General features: G+C 52.0%; 16 protein-coding genes and 1 other annotated feature. Of the genes, 11 read left to right on the forward strand and 5 right to left on the reverse strand.

Going from position 1 to position 13,715, the window contains the following annotated elements:
- Positions 1–50: 50 nt before the first annotated feature.
- Both K5753_05040 and K5753_05045 read right to left on the reverse strand, forming a co-directional pair.
- Positions 51–233 (reverse strand): hypothetical protein, encoded by a 183-nt coding sequence (locus K5753_05040; protein ID MCR4726565.1) that lies wholly within the window; start codon positions 231–233, stop codon positions 51–53.
- 38 nt (positions 234–271) lie between these two features.
- Positions 272–1,249, reverse strand: a complete 978-nt coding sequence (locus K5753_05045; protein MCR4726566.1) for a hypothetical protein — start codon at positions 1,247–1,249, stop codon at positions 272–274.
- A 405-nt stretch (positions 1,250–1,654) separates the two neighbouring features.
- On the opposite strand from K5753_05045, the gene K5753_05050 reads away from it, so the two are divergent.
- Positions 1,655–2,668 carry a hypothetical protein gene (locus K5753_05050; protein MCR4726567.1) on the forward strand — a complete coding sequence of 338 codons (1,014 nt, stop codon included), beginning with the start codon at positions 1,655–1,657 and terminating at the stop codon, positions 2,666–2,668.
- On the opposite strand, the gene K5753_05055 is transcribed toward K5753_05050, so the two are convergent.
- A complete protein-coding gene (locus K5753_05055) occupies positions 2,658–3,134 on the reverse strand; it encodes a hypothetical protein (GenBank protein MCR4726568.1) in 477 nt (158 codons plus the stop codon). The genes K5753_05050 and K5753_05055 overlap by 11 nt on opposite strands.
- Before the next feature lie 148 nt (positions 3,135–3,282).
- Here K5753_05055 and K5753_05060 point away from each other — a divergent pair, with 148 nt between their 5' ends.
- The 9 genes from K5753_05060 (at position 3,283) to rplL (ending at position 12,077) form a co-directional block, all read left to right on the forward strand.
- Complete coding sequence (locus tag K5753_05060) at positions 3,283–6,291, forward strand: hypothetical protein (GenBank protein MCR4726569.1); 3,009 nt, start codon at positions 3,283–3,285, stop codon at positions 6,289–6,291.
- Positions 6,292–6,295: 4 nt separating this feature from the next.
- Complete coding sequence (locus K5753_05065; GenBank protein MCR4726570.1) at positions 6,296–8,257, forward strand: hypothetical protein; 1,962 nt, start codon at positions 6,296–6,298, stop codon at positions 8,255–8,257.
- A 367-nt stretch (positions 8,258–8,624) separates the two neighbouring features.
- Entirely contained in the window at positions 8,625–8,792 is a 168-nt protein-coding gene (gene rpmG, locus K5753_05070; GenBank protein MCR4726571.1) for a 50S ribosomal protein L33, read from the forward strand.
- A gap of 10 nt (positions 8,793–8,802) precedes the next feature.
- Positions 8,803–9,027, forward strand: a complete 225-nt coding sequence (secE, locus tag K5753_05075; GenBank protein MCR4726572.1) for a preprotein translocase subunit SecE — start codon at positions 8,803–8,805, stop codon at positions 9,025–9,027.
- Positions 9,028–9,029: 2 nt separating this feature from the next.
- Positions 9,030–9,593: a transcription termination/antitermination protein NusG gene (nusG, locus tag K5753_05080; protein MCR4726573.1), complete on the forward strand. Its 564-nt coding sequence runs from the start codon at positions 9,030–9,032 to the stop codon at positions 9,591–9,593.
- Positions 9,594–9,799: 206 nt separating this feature from the next.
- Positions 9,800–10,225, forward strand: a complete 426-nt coding sequence (gene rplK / locus K5753_05085; GenBank protein MCR4726574.1) for a 50S ribosomal protein L11 — start codon at positions 9,800–9,802, stop codon at positions 10,223–10,225.
- Positions 10,226–10,236: 11 nt separating this feature from the next.
- Positions 10,237–10,932 carry a 50S ribosomal protein L1 gene (gene rplA / locus K5753_05090; GenBank protein MCR4726575.1) on the forward strand — a complete coding sequence of 232 codons (696 nt, stop codon included), beginning with the start codon at positions 10,237–10,239 and terminating at the stop codon, positions 10,930–10,932.
- Positions 10,933–10,958: 26 nt separating this feature from the next.
- Positions 10,959–11,092: a sequence feature (ribosomal protein L10 leader region), on the forward strand.
- Between the two features lie 21 nt (positions 11,093–11,113).
- Positions 11,114–11,629 (forward strand): 50S ribosomal protein L10, encoded by a 516-nt coding sequence (gene rplJ / locus K5753_05095; GenBank protein ID MCR4726576.1) that lies wholly within the window; start codon positions 11,114–11,116, stop codon positions 11,627–11,629.
- A 67-nt stretch (positions 11,630–11,696) separates the two neighbouring features.
- Positions 11,697–12,077, forward strand: coding sequence for a 50S ribosomal protein L7/L12 (gene rplL, locus K5753_05100; protein ID MCR4726577.1), 381 nt, complete (start codon positions 11,697–11,699; stop codon positions 12,075–12,077).
- Between the two features lie 61 nt (positions 12,078–12,138).
- Here rplL and K5753_05105 read toward each other — a convergent pair whose 3' ends face one another.
- Entirely contained in the window at positions 12,139–12,447 is a 309-nt protein-coding gene (locus K5753_05105; GenBank protein ID MCR4726578.1) for a DUF1540 domain-containing protein, read from the reverse strand.
- Between the two features lie 171 nt (positions 12,448–12,618).
- Here K5753_05105 and rplI point away from each other — a divergent pair, with 171 nt between their 5' ends.
- Positions 12,619–13,065: a 50S ribosomal protein L9 gene (rplI, locus tag K5753_05110; protein MCR4726579.1), complete on the forward strand. Its 447-nt coding sequence runs from the start codon at positions 12,619–12,621 to the stop codon at positions 13,063–13,065.
- 97 nt (positions 13,066–13,162) lie between these two features.
- Here rplI and K5753_05115 read toward each other — a convergent pair whose 3' ends face one another.
- The gene (locus K5753_05115) at positions 13,163–13,657 is read right to left on the reverse strand and encodes a DNA-deoxyinosine glycosylase (GenBank protein MCR4726580.1); all 495 of its coding nucleotides are present in this window, start codon (positions 13,655–13,657) and stop codon (positions 13,163–13,165) included.
- Positions 13,658–13,715 lie beyond the last annotated feature (58 nt).

The raw sequence follows: 13,715 nt of genomic DNA on the forward strand, positions 1-13,715 counted from the left end.
TGAAAGAAACGAAAAGCGGTGCGAATCACTCGGTTCGCACCGCTCTTTTTTTATGCTTCGTCGCTTTGATCCCGACTGTTTTCGTATTCGGGATTGTTCGGATTGCATTGGTTGGCGTGATTGTCCAAGTTCGCTTGGTACGCCGCGTTGTTCGGGTTGTTTTGGTTTGCGTAATGATCACATTGCGCTTGCGTGTGAGTGTTCCCGGAAACTCCGTGTCCTCCTCTGCTCATCGATCTCATAAATTGTATCCTGTTCGTTGCTTTGTGCTTTATTCGTTTACGATTCCGAGGAATTGGAGCATTTTATATGCCGCTTGCTTTTTTGCTTCTTTCACCTTGCTACCTTCACCATCCGTATAGTAGCCTTTCAGCGAGCAACGGACGGTGAAATTATGGCTGTTGTCCTCAAAAACTTCGTCGTCGATGGTTTCATAAATAGGGCGAGCGATGTCTTCCGCTTGGCAGTATTCCTGCAACATATTGATCGGGTTTTCAAAGGTGACGTTCAAAGCGTTGTTTTTCGGTTCCGCTCTTTTTTCCAATGCTTCCGACATTTTTCTTGCTGCTTCGTTTTCCGCTTCTTTTTTATTACGTCCTTCGCCTTGTCTTGCTATGTCGAGTTCTTCGATCTCGCAGTAGGAGAGAAATCCGTCGAAAGTCGGATGTGTGTCGTAGGTCGGCAGGTCGTAGCCGTATCTTTGGCACCATTCCTGAACGTCATTTTTATAACTGATATGGATTTCTCCGTCGTTTTCTTTGAAGAATTTTTCTAAGTCCAGCATATTCGTGACGACTTTGCCCGCTATTTTCATATTTTTATTCGAGTCGAGATAAACTGCGCCGACAATGCTTTCAAAAAGGTCTTCCATAACGGATTTATTGTTTTTAACGTTTTGCCGTTCGTCACCGATGCTCATTCTCAAATACTGTTGCAGACAAAGCTTGCTCATTTGCTTTGCGAGGTTGGCTTTGTTAACCAACGAGCTTTTGAGCGCGCTCAGATCTCCTTCGTCTAAGGTCGAGTATTGACCGCTGCCGTCCTTTCCCGTGTACCGTTCGCAAAGCGCGTTGACAACGATTAGGGAAAGAACGGAGTCTCCGATAAATTCCAAGACCTCGTTGTCTTGATCTTCGGGGTGCTCGTAGTGATAAGAGGATCGCGTGAACGCTTGCGAAAGTAAACTCTTGTCTTTGAATTCATAGCCGATGATTTCTTCGATGGATTGAATTGCTTCTCTTTTTAACATAAAAAACCTCCTTAAATGATTGAAGAGAGGTAGGGTTAAGACGAGAGAAGAAAGGATCCTGCAATTAATGCATAGGGATATAAAAAGAGCTTGTAACAAAAGGATTACCTTCCGTTGCAAGCAAACGATCGTTCAAAATATTATCTATATATTTCCAGTAGTTCGAAACGCACCCGATAATATCGGACTAATCGAAATATATAACGAACAGTTTGAGCTATCCTTTGCCGCTTTTTATTACAGGTCTTAATTCTTTGCTTTTTCCGTTCCTCCTTCTTTTGCTACCACATATTATAACAAACCTTTCTCCGGTGTCAATACTTTTTCTCCGAAATTCGGCAAAATTCCCTCAAAAAAGCGCGAAAGGGAAAGGCGCGGCGCGAGGCGATTTGTTACAATCTGGGTATGGATGAAAAGACGAAAAAATTTTTGAGCCTGTTTCCCTCGATGGCGGGGCGGGTTTTTTATTGCGTTTCCGAAGGGCGCGATTTATCCAAACTCGATATCAAAAGCGCGACCGACTTTTCGATGAGTACCGTCCTTTCCGCCGTGGAAAAACTGCGAAAGGAAGGATGGATCACTCTGCGCGAGGAAAAGAAAAAGAGCGGCGGGAAGCCGCGCTCGATCATCAACGTCCGCGAGGGCGCGTTCGTCTGCGGCGTTTCCTATAAGTCGGGGATCCTGACCGCCGTAAAGACGGATCTGAAAGGAGAGATCGAGGCGTCTTCTCAGCTTGCGGTAATGGATAAGAGCGTTTCGCCCGCGGGCTACGCGGCGTCCGCGCTCCGCGAAATCGTAAAGAGCGGAGAGACGCCCGTCGCGATCGGGCTTGCGATCAATTCTTCCGATCCGAACGCGCTTGCTCGGGAGATCGGCGAGGGCTTCGGCGCGCCCGTCTTCGTCACGTCCAACACGGGAGCGGTCGCCGCGCTTCTTCTTTTTCGCGAAAAGGAATTTCCTGCGTGCGCGCTCGGGATCGGCGTTCGGGTGAAGTTCGCGCGGTGCGCTTCCTCGATCGAGGTGACCGATCTTTCGGACTTGACTTCTCCTTGCGCTTCGGGCGGTTTTCAGACTTACGGCGACGTGCTTTCCGTTTCCGCGGTCGCGGAGCGGCTTTCGGATGAGAACTATCGCGGGAATTATGCGTTTAACAGGGAAAAATTCGCGGAAACGCGGAATAAAAAGGAGTATTCCGACTTGCTTGTCGGATGCATTTCGTCGCTTGTGAACGAGATCGCCGTCCTCGTCCGGCCGAAGACGCTCGCCCTTTTCGGGGATTATCTTTCCGATAATTTTTTCGCGCGGATCAAAGAACGGGCGGTCTCGCCCGAGATCTTGCGCCGCTTTCCGATCCGCCCCGAAGAACTCGCGCGCGGCGCGGCGTTTTGCGCCCTGAAAGAGCGCGTCTTTACGAGATAGTCGCGATCGCGTACAGCGCGGAGAGTTGGGAAAAAAGAAGCGTGATCGCCTTTTCGTTTCCGCTGCCGTTTCTTACGAGCGCGTTCAACGCGCGGTTCAAAAGAAGAACGCACCTTGAAAGAAGCGAAGGCAAGGGATAGTCCCCGAAGGCGCGCTCTCCCGTTTCGGCTCTTTCCGCTTCTCCGATCTCTTTCAAGCATCGCTCCGCGCTTTCCTTCGCCATAAGGGCGAGCTCCTTGATCTCGGGAATGCGCGCGCGCCCCGCGATCGCGGCGCAGAGCTCTTTTACGCGGCATTCGGCGGAGCCGACGTAGGCTTTCTTTTCTTCCGAAAGTTCCCGCTCGGCTTTTCTCGTCGCAAGCGATTCGCGATAGGCTTTCAGCATTTCGTTCATATATCCGAAATCCGTTTTTTCTTCTTTTGCGAAGGCTTCTTCGCTCGTCTCGTCGCGCTTTTCTTCTTCCATCGAGCTCTCCTTTCCTCTTATTTCTATGATAATAAATATTGAAGTTCGCGCCGAAATATGATATAATTACAATTCGAGCGTTGCACTTTTCTTTTGCGGGCTCGATTTGGGAGAACGTATGATGCGCAAATTTTGGAAAACTTGTTTTTTGATTTTAGCGGCAGTGTTTTTGGTGATGCTCGCGCCGTTTTCCGCGACCGAAGCAAGCGCGGAGGATTATAATATCGGGATCGACGTTCAAGTAACGCTGACTTACGGCGACGCCCCCGTTTCCGGAGTGATGCGGATCGGCGTCTCGGAAAAATACTATAAGATCGCGTCCTATCTCGGTTCGACGGAGATCGGCGGCGAGGAACTACCCTTGCTCGGCGGTGACGGCAGGGTCAGCGCCGAACCCGGCAGTTATTATATGAACGCGCGCGGGAAAGTGAACGGGACCGACGCGGAAGGAAACGTCCTTGCGGGCGTTGAATGCGAAGGGCGAATTTTGTTCGTCGTTCAGCAAAAATCTCTCGAATTGACCGTCGCTTCCGATAAGCTCGGAAAAACCTACGGCGAAGAAATCGATTCGCTTCCGTATTCGTATAAAAACCCTGCGGACGAAGATCTTTCTTTGACGATCGTTTTGACCTCTGCGGGAATGGCTTCGACCGCCGCGGTCGGAGGGAGTTATCCCGTTTCGATGCTTTCCGCGACCAAGAACTCGGCGGACGTGACCGCGTATTATGACGTGACCGTTTTTGAGGCGGGTTCGTCCGACGCGGCGAGCGTCTCGGTTTCGAAAATGCCTCTTGCCTTCGCGTATACTTCCGTTCTCGAAGTCGAATTCAACGATTTTCTTCTCTCGGACGGGGTGAGCGTTTGCTCGATGGAGAAGTCCGGAGCGAACGGCGACGTCGTTACGCTGTTTTTCCGTCTGACCGAGGCGCAGACTCTTCTTGCGATCGGCGAACTTTACGAGATCGAAGCGTATCGTTATTCCGTTACGCCGTCCGTCGGCGCGGAGGTTTCCTACGCTCTTTCGGACGAATCGAATTACGACGTCTCGGCGGATCTTTCCGCGGCTTCCGCCGTCAAAGCGAAGATCGGCTCGGTCACGCTGTTTCAGGACGCAAGCAAGATCGAAGCCCGCGCTTCCGATCCTTCCTTCGTTTATCTCGATCCGTCGAAATTGACTTTGACCTATTTGGACGACGCGCTTTCGAACTTTTCGGGGACCGTAACGTTCCCGGACGTCGTCTTGTATCCGAACGTGACGATCGATCTGACCTGTTCGTTCGTCTGCGGCGAAACGAACGTTCCCGCGGGCGAGTACGCTTTGACGTACGTTTCCTTTGCGAGTGAAAGCGTCGGCTCCGTCTCGGCGGAAGAACTTACCTTGATCGTTCAAAAGAGGGTGGCGGGTTCCTTTACCGAACTTGTCGAACGCGAATTCGGCTTGGCGGGCGACCTCGTCTTGGAGCTGGATCGCGAATGCAAAGGCAGGACGTACTCTTTCGAATTGACCGCGCCGACCGCGGGGCGCGTCGTCGGATCGGAGACCCCGTTTACGGCGATGACTTCTTTGACGGACGAAAACGTGATTCTGAATTACGCTTCCGCGCTCGTCCGCATCGTAAAGCGTTCGACCGGCGTCTCCATCGTCGCGAAAGCGGGAGCGGATCGGGTCGTTTACGGCGAAACCGTCGATCCCTGCGCAATCTATTTGAATTACGGCGAAGCGGGAGAATCGCTCCTCGGCGAAACCCTCGTTTATTCCCATAAAAAGGCGGGCGAAACCTTTGTAAGAAGCGGGATCCCTTCGCAGATCGGATTGTACGTCGTGACTTGCTCCGTTCAAAGCGACTCGTACGCCGCCGATCCTCTCGTCTTCGATATGACCGTTACGAAGCGTCCCGTCGCCGCGTATTACGAAATCACGCGTGCGACAAAGACCTACGGGGAAACCTTCGTCTTTTCTTCCGAGACCGTGCAATTGATCGCGCTCTATTATTACGACGTCGAGCTCGGCGCGGAAGACCGCGGCAAGGAAGGACTTGTCGCGGGTTCGTCGCTCGGGAGCGCGCTCGGCGGAACGGGCGTAACTTCGGCGGGCGGCTTGAAAGACGCCGCGGTCGACGCGTATCCGTTCGACACTTCGGGTATCGTTTCCCCGATCTACGACGTCAAAAAAGTCATTATGCTCGATATCTCGACGAAGGACGAAGCGCACGGTCGCCCGGGCGACGAAGTTACGGTCTTTACCGTCGTAAAAGCTCAAAAACCGGGCGCGATCGCCGCGATCTGCGAGATCTCGGGGCGCGCCGCCGTGATTTCCGCGAAAGACGGCGAGACGTCCTTGCAGGCGCAACTCTCCGAAAAAAGCGATTTTTCCTCGCCGCAGAGCGCAAACGGAACGAATTCCGCGAAGTACCCGAATTTGCGATACGGAGTCACTTATTACGTTCGCTTGCGCGTTTCGGATCCCGTGAACTATAACGAGCCGAACGGCGATTGGAGCGAGACGATCTCTTTCGCGATCCCGTTTCCCAAACTGACCGTCAAACTCGCAAGCGCGACTTCGACTTCGTTGATCTTCTCCGCGGATGCGTTAAGCGCGACCTCGGGAAGACACGTTTTTCAGCATAAAGTCGGCAGTGGCGATTGGGAAGAAGGATTGGAAGTCAAAGGGCTTTCGCCCGACACGCCGTACACGGTTCGCTTCCGCGCGTATAACAAGTCGGCGGCGGGACAGGAATCCTCTTTGACCGAGCGCACCCTTCGCGCCCCCGTTCCGAGCGGGAAGGTCAAATTGACCTTTGACGAAAAGAGCGGCGTTTTGAAAGCGGAAAGCGAACTTTCACTTGAATATCGACTCTTGGATGAGGACGAGATCGTCCTCGAAGATTGGACGGATCAAGACGAATTTACCGATATCAAAAAAGACGGCGAGTACGTTTTGGAAGTCAGAGAACCCGCGCGAAACGGCAAAGCGGCGTCGGAGCCGTCGAGGATCCTCGTCGACACGTCTCCCGTCAAAAAAGTCGCGAGAGGCGGTTTCCTCTCGCAATGGTTTTTACTCGTGGTGGGCGGAGCCGCGCTCGTTCTGCTCGTCATCTTCATTATCGTTTTCGCAAAAGTCAAAAAGAGCGTGGATCTGACGGAACTCGGAGGTTGAAACTATGGAAATTCTTTTTAGCGCATCCTTTATCGACACGTTGAAAGAAATCGTGGGCGGTTTTACGAAAGAGCAAATGCTCGCGATCGGTGCGGTCGCGCTCATCGCACTGTTGCTCGGATTCTTTATCGGCGCGATGTCGCTGTACGGCGCGGGCGTCCGAAAGGGCAAGAAGCAGGGTGAAAAAAGCACCGCCGCGCTTGCGAAGAAGAAGATGGCGGAAAGCATGAAGATCGAGATCGACAAAGCGCTCTCCAAAGCCAAAAAGGAGAACGCGCGCCTTGCCTCCGAAAAAGAAAAGGCGGTCAAACTCTCCGCCGAGCTTGAAACGGAAAAGCAAAAGGCGCAGGAAGAGAACGAAAGACTGCAAGCCGAGAAAGAAGCCTCGCTTCGCGAAAAAGATCGCTTAGCGGAAGAAAAAGCGCGTTCGGAAGAAGAGAAAGCCCGTTTGGCGGAAGAGAAAGCCAAAACGGAAGAAGAAAAGGCGCGCCTTGCGGAAGAAAAAGCCAAGACCGAAGAAGAGAAGGCGCGTTTGCTGGAAGAAAAAGATAAAGCGGAAATGGAAAAAGCCGCGCTCGAATCGGAGAATCGCAGGGCTTTGGAAGAAAAAGAAAGATTGCAAGCCGAGAAGGAAGCGTCGCTCCGCGAGAAAGATCGCTTAGCGGAAGAAAAAGCGCGTTCCGAAGAAGAGAAAGCCCGCCTTGCGGAAGAAAAAGCCAGAACGGAAGAAGAAAAGGCGCGTCTTGCGGAGGAGAAGGCAAGGACGGAAGAAGAAAAGGCTCGCTTGCTCGAAGAAAAAGCGAAAGCGGAAGAAACGTCCGCCGCGCTCCTCGCCGAGAAAGACAAAGCGGAAATGGAGAAAGAGCGCTTGCTCGCCGAAAAAGAAAAGGCGCAAGAGAGCGCCGCCGCGTTGAAAGAGCAAAGAGAAAGAGAGCAAGCGGCTTTGAACGAAGCGAAAGAGCGGCTTGAAAAAGCGCAAAGCGAAGCGCGTAACGCGAACGAAAGCGCGCAGGAAGCGCAGGAAAAGATCAAAAAACTCAAAGAGAGCGAAGCCGCGGCGATCGCGGCTGCCGCCGGCGCGGCTGCTGCGGCTGCGGCGCTTCAAAAGAAAAAGAAGAAAAAGATCAACCTGCTTTCCAAAAAAGAAATTTTGGATTACGCCGCGGGACTGGACGAATACCTGCCCGCGAATATCTACGAGCGCGGCGGCGAGGATCTCCCGGACAGTTGCCGCGTCGGTATCTGCACCTTTATGCTCGTCTACGAGCGCAAGGGGATGGTGAAGCTCGTCCTTCGCCTGCATAAGAAGACGGCGAGCGCCTTGCAAAAGCAATTCAAACTCTTTACGAAAGCCGTCTATCCGAAGGGCGGCGATTGGTATAAATGGATCCTTTCTTCCGAAGTCACCGATCTCGATCTCGTGACGGCGGCGGTTCGTATGTCCTATAAGTACGTTTACCTGATCAATTACGACGAGGTGACGAACGAAGCTAACGTCGAACTCGCGAATAAAGAAGAAGTGAAGATTAACGAAGCGATCGTTAAATACAGCACGCTCGCAGACAGAGACTTTATCGTCGCGAGCGACGCGACCGAGTGGGAAGAGGACGCGTACGGTCTGTACGGGAAAGCCGAGATGTCCGAGTACGCCCGCTCCCTTTCGGAGTACTATCCCGTTTCGGTCAGCGAGAACGACAGCCCCCTTTCTCCCTCCACCTTCAAAGTCAAAGGCAAGACCTTTATGATGGCGTACGAGAAAGACGGCGTCTCCAAGATGATTTTCCGCGCGTCGGATTCCGAATTCGCCGAGATCAAGCGCAATCACCCGAAAGCGGGCGTTTCTCCCTTCCCGAAGGCTTCGGGGTATAAGTGGTACGCCGTGATCGTGGACGAGACTTTCCGCTCGAACGAGGATATAGAAGATATTATACGGACGGCGTGCGCGCACGTTAACGACCTCGCATAAAGGCGCGTCTGCTTTGTTTCTTACGACGGGGCGGCGAATCGCGTACAAGGAGTACGCTCATACGCCGCCCTTTGTCGAGCCTCGCATCCGAACCATTCTGCGAGGTCGTTGAAAAAAGTTGCCGAGCTTCGTCTTTGCCGCAATCTCCGAGATCGTTTTGATTAAGAAGGATGCGATCCTCGCATTTTCGCCTTTCTGCAAGGTCGATTTTTTTATGGAACATTCGTTGCGTTTCGCATTCGCCTTTCTTTAAAAAAATTATAGAAAAATAGGGGATAAAAAACATTGACACGCATTTTTCGGTATGGTACACTATATAAGCACTCTCGTTATGCGGGTGTAATTTTTTTGGAGGCGTCAAGGCTATATGGCAGCGAAAAAAGAAAATCGCACGAAGATTACTCTTGCCTGCACGGAGTGCAAGCAGCGCAATTATAACGATTACAAGAACAAGAAGAACACTCCCGACAGAATCGAACTCATGAAGTACTGTCCGTTCTGCAAGAAACACACCCTTCACAAAGAAAGCAAATAAGGGGGAAACTATGAAAGGTGCTACTAAGACGGCTCCCAAAAAGCCCAATATCTTCAAAAGGATGGGTAAGGGCATCAAGGAGATCATTTCCGAGCTTAAAAAGGTTAGCTGGCCGACGTTCGGTAAGGTTATGGCGGAAACGGGTATCGTTCTCGTCGTCGTTCTGTTCTTCCTTTTGATCATCCTCGGTTTTGACAGCTTGCTTTCTTGGCTCTTTACTCTGTTGGTGAAATAAGTATGGATAACAATATCGAAGTGTTAGAGGATAAGATCGCGGAACGCGCGGCGCAAGCGAAGTGGTACGTTCTTCATACCTATTCGACCTACGAGCTCGCCGTTCGCGACAATATTCTCAAAATGGTGGAGAATAACGGTTTGCAGGAGTGGATCTTCGACGTCGTCGTCCCGATGGAAGAAGAGATCGTCGAGACCAAGACCAAGCGCAAGACCGTCCTCAAAAAGAAGTTCCCCACGTACGCGTTTATTAAAATGATCTATTCCGATAAGGTCTATTATATGGTAACGCATATCCACGGTGTGACGGGTTTCGTCGGCGCCGGCGGCAGACCCGAAGCGCTCAGCGCGGAAGAAGTCAGAAGAAACGGACTCGAAAAGGTCAAGGCGGAAGATCTCGGCTTGAAAGTCGGCGATCAGGTCCGCATCATCTCGGGCGCGTTCGAGAGCTATTTCGGAGAGCTTTCCGAGATCGATTTCGAGCACGGCATCGTCAAAGTCGTCCTTTCGATGTTCGGTAAACCCACGCCGATCGAGCTGGAATTCAATCAAGTCGAAAAGGCGTAATCAAAAAAAACGAATCGCGGAGAAGGGTGCTTAGGCGAGCGCACTCCGAAGCGGAGAGCAGAAGCGTACTCCTTGTGCGTGACTGCCCGACGGCGAGGTGGTAGCGAAGCATACGCGCCGTTATACGCGATTTGAATGGGAGAGTGAAAAAATCTCAATCCATTTTCACTCGTTTGTACCACGATTGCTATATAGGAGGAAACAGTATGGCAAAGAAAGTAACAGCAGTAGTTAAATTGCAACTCCCCGCCGGTAAAGCCACCCCGGGACCGCCGGTCGGTTCCACGCTCGGCCCGCACGGCATCAACCTCCCCGGCTTCGTTAAAGAATTTAACGACAAGACGGCGGATAAGATCGGTCTCGTGATTCCGGTCGTCATGACCATTTATAACGATCGTTCTTTCTCCTTCATCACCAAGACCCCTCCGGCACCTGTGCTTATCAAGAAAGCTTGCGGGATCGAGAGCGGTTCGGCGAAACCGAATAAGGAAAAGGTCGCGAAACTCACCAAGGCGCAAGTCAAGGAGATCGCGGAGCTGAAAATGCCCGACTTGAACGCGGCTTCTTTGGAAGCGGCTATGAGCATGATCGCCGGAACGGCGCGCAGCATGGGCATCACCGTTGAGGACTAAGGAGGAGCGTTATGAAAGTTAGCAAGAGATTTAAAGAGGCTTCTGCCTTGGTTGAAAGAAACAAGATCTACGACAGCGTCGAGGCAATGGCTCTCGCCGTCAAGACCGCGAGCGCGAAGTTCGACGAGTCCGTCGAATTACACGTCAAGCTCGGTGTCGACAGCAAGCACGCGGATCAACAAGTCCGTGGCGTCGTCGTCCTCCCGAACGGAACCGGTAAAACCGTCAAAGTCCTCGTCATCGCGAAGGGCGACAAGGCGGACGAAGCTCTCGCCGCAGGCGCGGATATCGTCGGCGCGGAAGAGATCATCGCGAAGATCCAAAAGGATAACTGGTTCGATTTCGACGTCTGTATCACCACGCCCGATATGATGGGTATGGTCGGTCGTATCGCTCGTTTGCTCGGCCCGAAAGGCTTGATGCCGAACCCGAAGAGCGGCACCGTCACGATGGACGTTCAAAAGGCTGTCAAAGAAGTCAAAGCCGGTAAAGTCGAATACAGACTCGACAAGACCAACATCATTCACGTCGCGGTCGGTAAGGTCAGTTTCGGCGCGGAAAAGCTTCATGAGAACTTCGCGACCGTTATGGACGCGATCATCAAAGCGAAGCCGAGCACCGCGAAAGGAACCTATCTCCGCTCGGTCAGCGTCTCCACGACGATGGGCCCCGGCATCAAAGTCAGCTACGCGAAAGCAAATTCCTGAAATTCGCTTGACGGCTGAACGATAATCATCATATAATAAATTCGCCTAAGACAGCAAGTGGGGTTTCCCCGTAACCGAAAGGGCTTGCCGAGGATGCAATTTCAAGATCGAAACTATGCTCCCTATGTCTTTTGGCGTGGGGAGCATTTTTGTTCCCTGATTCTTAAAAGGAGGTAAAGAAATGTCAGCAGCATTGGAAGAGAAAAAGCAGCTTGTCGAAGAGATCAAATCCAAGATAAGCGACGCGAAGTCCGTCGTCATCGTGGACTATAAGGGTCTCACCGTTTTCCAAGACACCGAGCTCCGTAAGACGCTCCGCGAAGCGAACGTCGAATATCGCGTCCTCAAAAACAGGCTCGTCCAAAAAGCTTTCAACGAACTCGGCTATACCGATTTCGACGAAGCGTTGAACGGACCGACCGCCGTTGCTTTTGCGAACGGGGATCCCGTGGCTCCCGCCAAGATCCTTCTCGAAAGCGCGGATAAGTACAAAAAGATGGAGATCAAGTGCGGAATGATCGAAGGCTCCTATATCACCGTTGACGGTGTAAAAGAGCTCGCGACCTTGCCGCCGAAAGAAGTTCTCGTCGCCAAACTCCTCGGTACCCTCGAAGCGCCGATCAGCGGTCTTGCCAGAGTGCTTAACGAGACGATCGCCGGACTTGCCAGAGTTCTTAACGCGATCGCGGAGAAGTAACCCAATTCACCAAACGAACAACTATTTATAAAAAATCAAATTAAAAATTATTCGGAGGAATACTAAAATGGCAGATATCGAAAAGATGATTGAAGAAATTAAAGGAATGACCGTTCTTGAAATCAGCAAGCTCGTCAAGGCTCTCGAAGAAGAGTTCGGCGTGTCCGCTGCGGCTCCCGTCGCTGTTGCCGCTGCTCCCGCTGCGGGCGGAGCTGCTGCTCCCGCTGCGGAAGAGAAGACCGAGTTCACCGTTGTCTTGAAGGCTGCGGGCGCGAACAAGATCGCGGTTATCAAAGCGGTTCGTGAGCTCACCGGTCTCGGACTTGCCGAAGCGAAAGGTCTCGTCGACGGCGCTCCCAAGGCTGTCAAAGAGAACGTCAGCAAAGAAGAGTGCGACAAGGCTGTCGAGGCTCTCAAAGCCGCGGGTGCCGAAATCGAAATCAAGTAATTTCGGTTTTACTCGAAAAAATTGCCCGAAGGAAATCCTTCGGGCTTTTTTTCGTTTGTCGTCAGGTTCGTTTCCTCGTCATACACTTGGTCTTGACGAGACCGTCCTCGACGTTGATCGCTTCCAGTCCGCACATGCTGTTCACGTTGAAAATACAATCCGCCGCGCATTGGACGACGGTGTCGACGTTATCGAGGACGTCGACTTCGGGCGCGGCTTCGTAATTCGCGAAGATCTGCGAGAGTTCGCCGCCGTCTCTCTTGATTTTGCTTTTGCAGACGCCGTTCGGTCCGATGTCGATGATTCCCGCCATGCATCGTTCGCATTCGTTATGTTCGCAGTTACTCGTGCCGCATCTCAATCCTTTCATAGTTTACCTCCGTTAGTATTTTGCCCGATTCGTTATGTTTTATGCGATCGCCGCGATACATTTTCCCGCCTCGCGCAAAAACCCTTTTATTTCCCGAAAGATTGATTTTCCGAGGCGTCGTGTGCTACAATAAATAGGCAAGCGCGCTCGTAGGCGCGAAAAGGAGATACTATGAAAGTCGTTTTAACTGCGGACGTAAAGAATAAAGGCAAAAAAGGCGATATCGTAAACGTGAACGACGGATACGCGATGAACTTCCTGATCCCGAAAGGGCTGGCGGTCGCGGCTTCCGCATCCGCGGTGAACGAAACCAATCAAAAGAAAGCGGCGGAGATCGCGAGAAAAGAAAAAGAGCTCGCGGCGGCGCAGGCTGCGGCGGAAAAGCTCAATATGGCGACCGTTACGATCTACGTCAAATGCGGAGAAAGCGGGAAGCTTTTCGGCAGCGTGACGAGCAAGGAGATCGCGGACGAGCTTAAAAAGCAGGGCTACGAAGTGGAGAAAAAGAATATTCTGCTCGAAGATCCCATTCGCAAGCTCGGCAGGCAGACGGTCGAAGTAAAGCTGTACGTCGGCGTTCGGACGAAGATCAACGTCGTCGTCGCGGAAGATAAATAAAGAAACGAAAAAGGAAACGGCGAATCGATTCGCCGTTTCCTTTCTCTTTTGTTTTTACGATAAAACGAAGTTGCGCCGCCGTTCGGGACGGCGTTTTTTATAAGAGTTCTTCGCCCCAAATTCGGGCGAGTTCGTCGAGGGAGACTTTTGCGTTTGCGGGAGAAGTCGAGGGCATCCGCTTCGCGATCGGGGCAAGCTCGGGATGAAACGACAGAAAAAGCGAATACGCTTTTTGCCCGTTCAGAAGGATCTTTCGGATCTCGGATCTTTTCAAAACGTCCGACAGATCCGCGCATTTCGCGCTTTTGATCGAAGCGTCCGAAGAGGATTGGATCTCGCAGGTCTCGATAACGTCATACAGCGCGACGCCACGCGAAAGAAGAGCTTGGATCTTTTGCTCTTTGGAAAGATCGGGGAAGGGAATTCCGAAGAGGATCGCAAGGACTTTCCAAAATCGATTATGCGGGTTCATATAATAGAACCCCGCTTGCCGCGAAGCGACGGACGGAAGGCTTCCGAGGATCAAGACTTTCGAATGCTCGTCGAAGACGGGCGGGAATTCGTTCGTGACTTGTGAAAAACCGCTTTTCATAGGTCAAGTATAGCGCGTTTTCGGGGATTTGTAAAGAATGCGCGGGATAGGACGAAAC

It is taken from the genome of Clostridia bacterium (assembly GCA_024685775.1).
Taxonomy (GTDB): Bacteria; Bacillota; Clostridia; order Christensenellales; family CAG-1252; genus CAG-1252.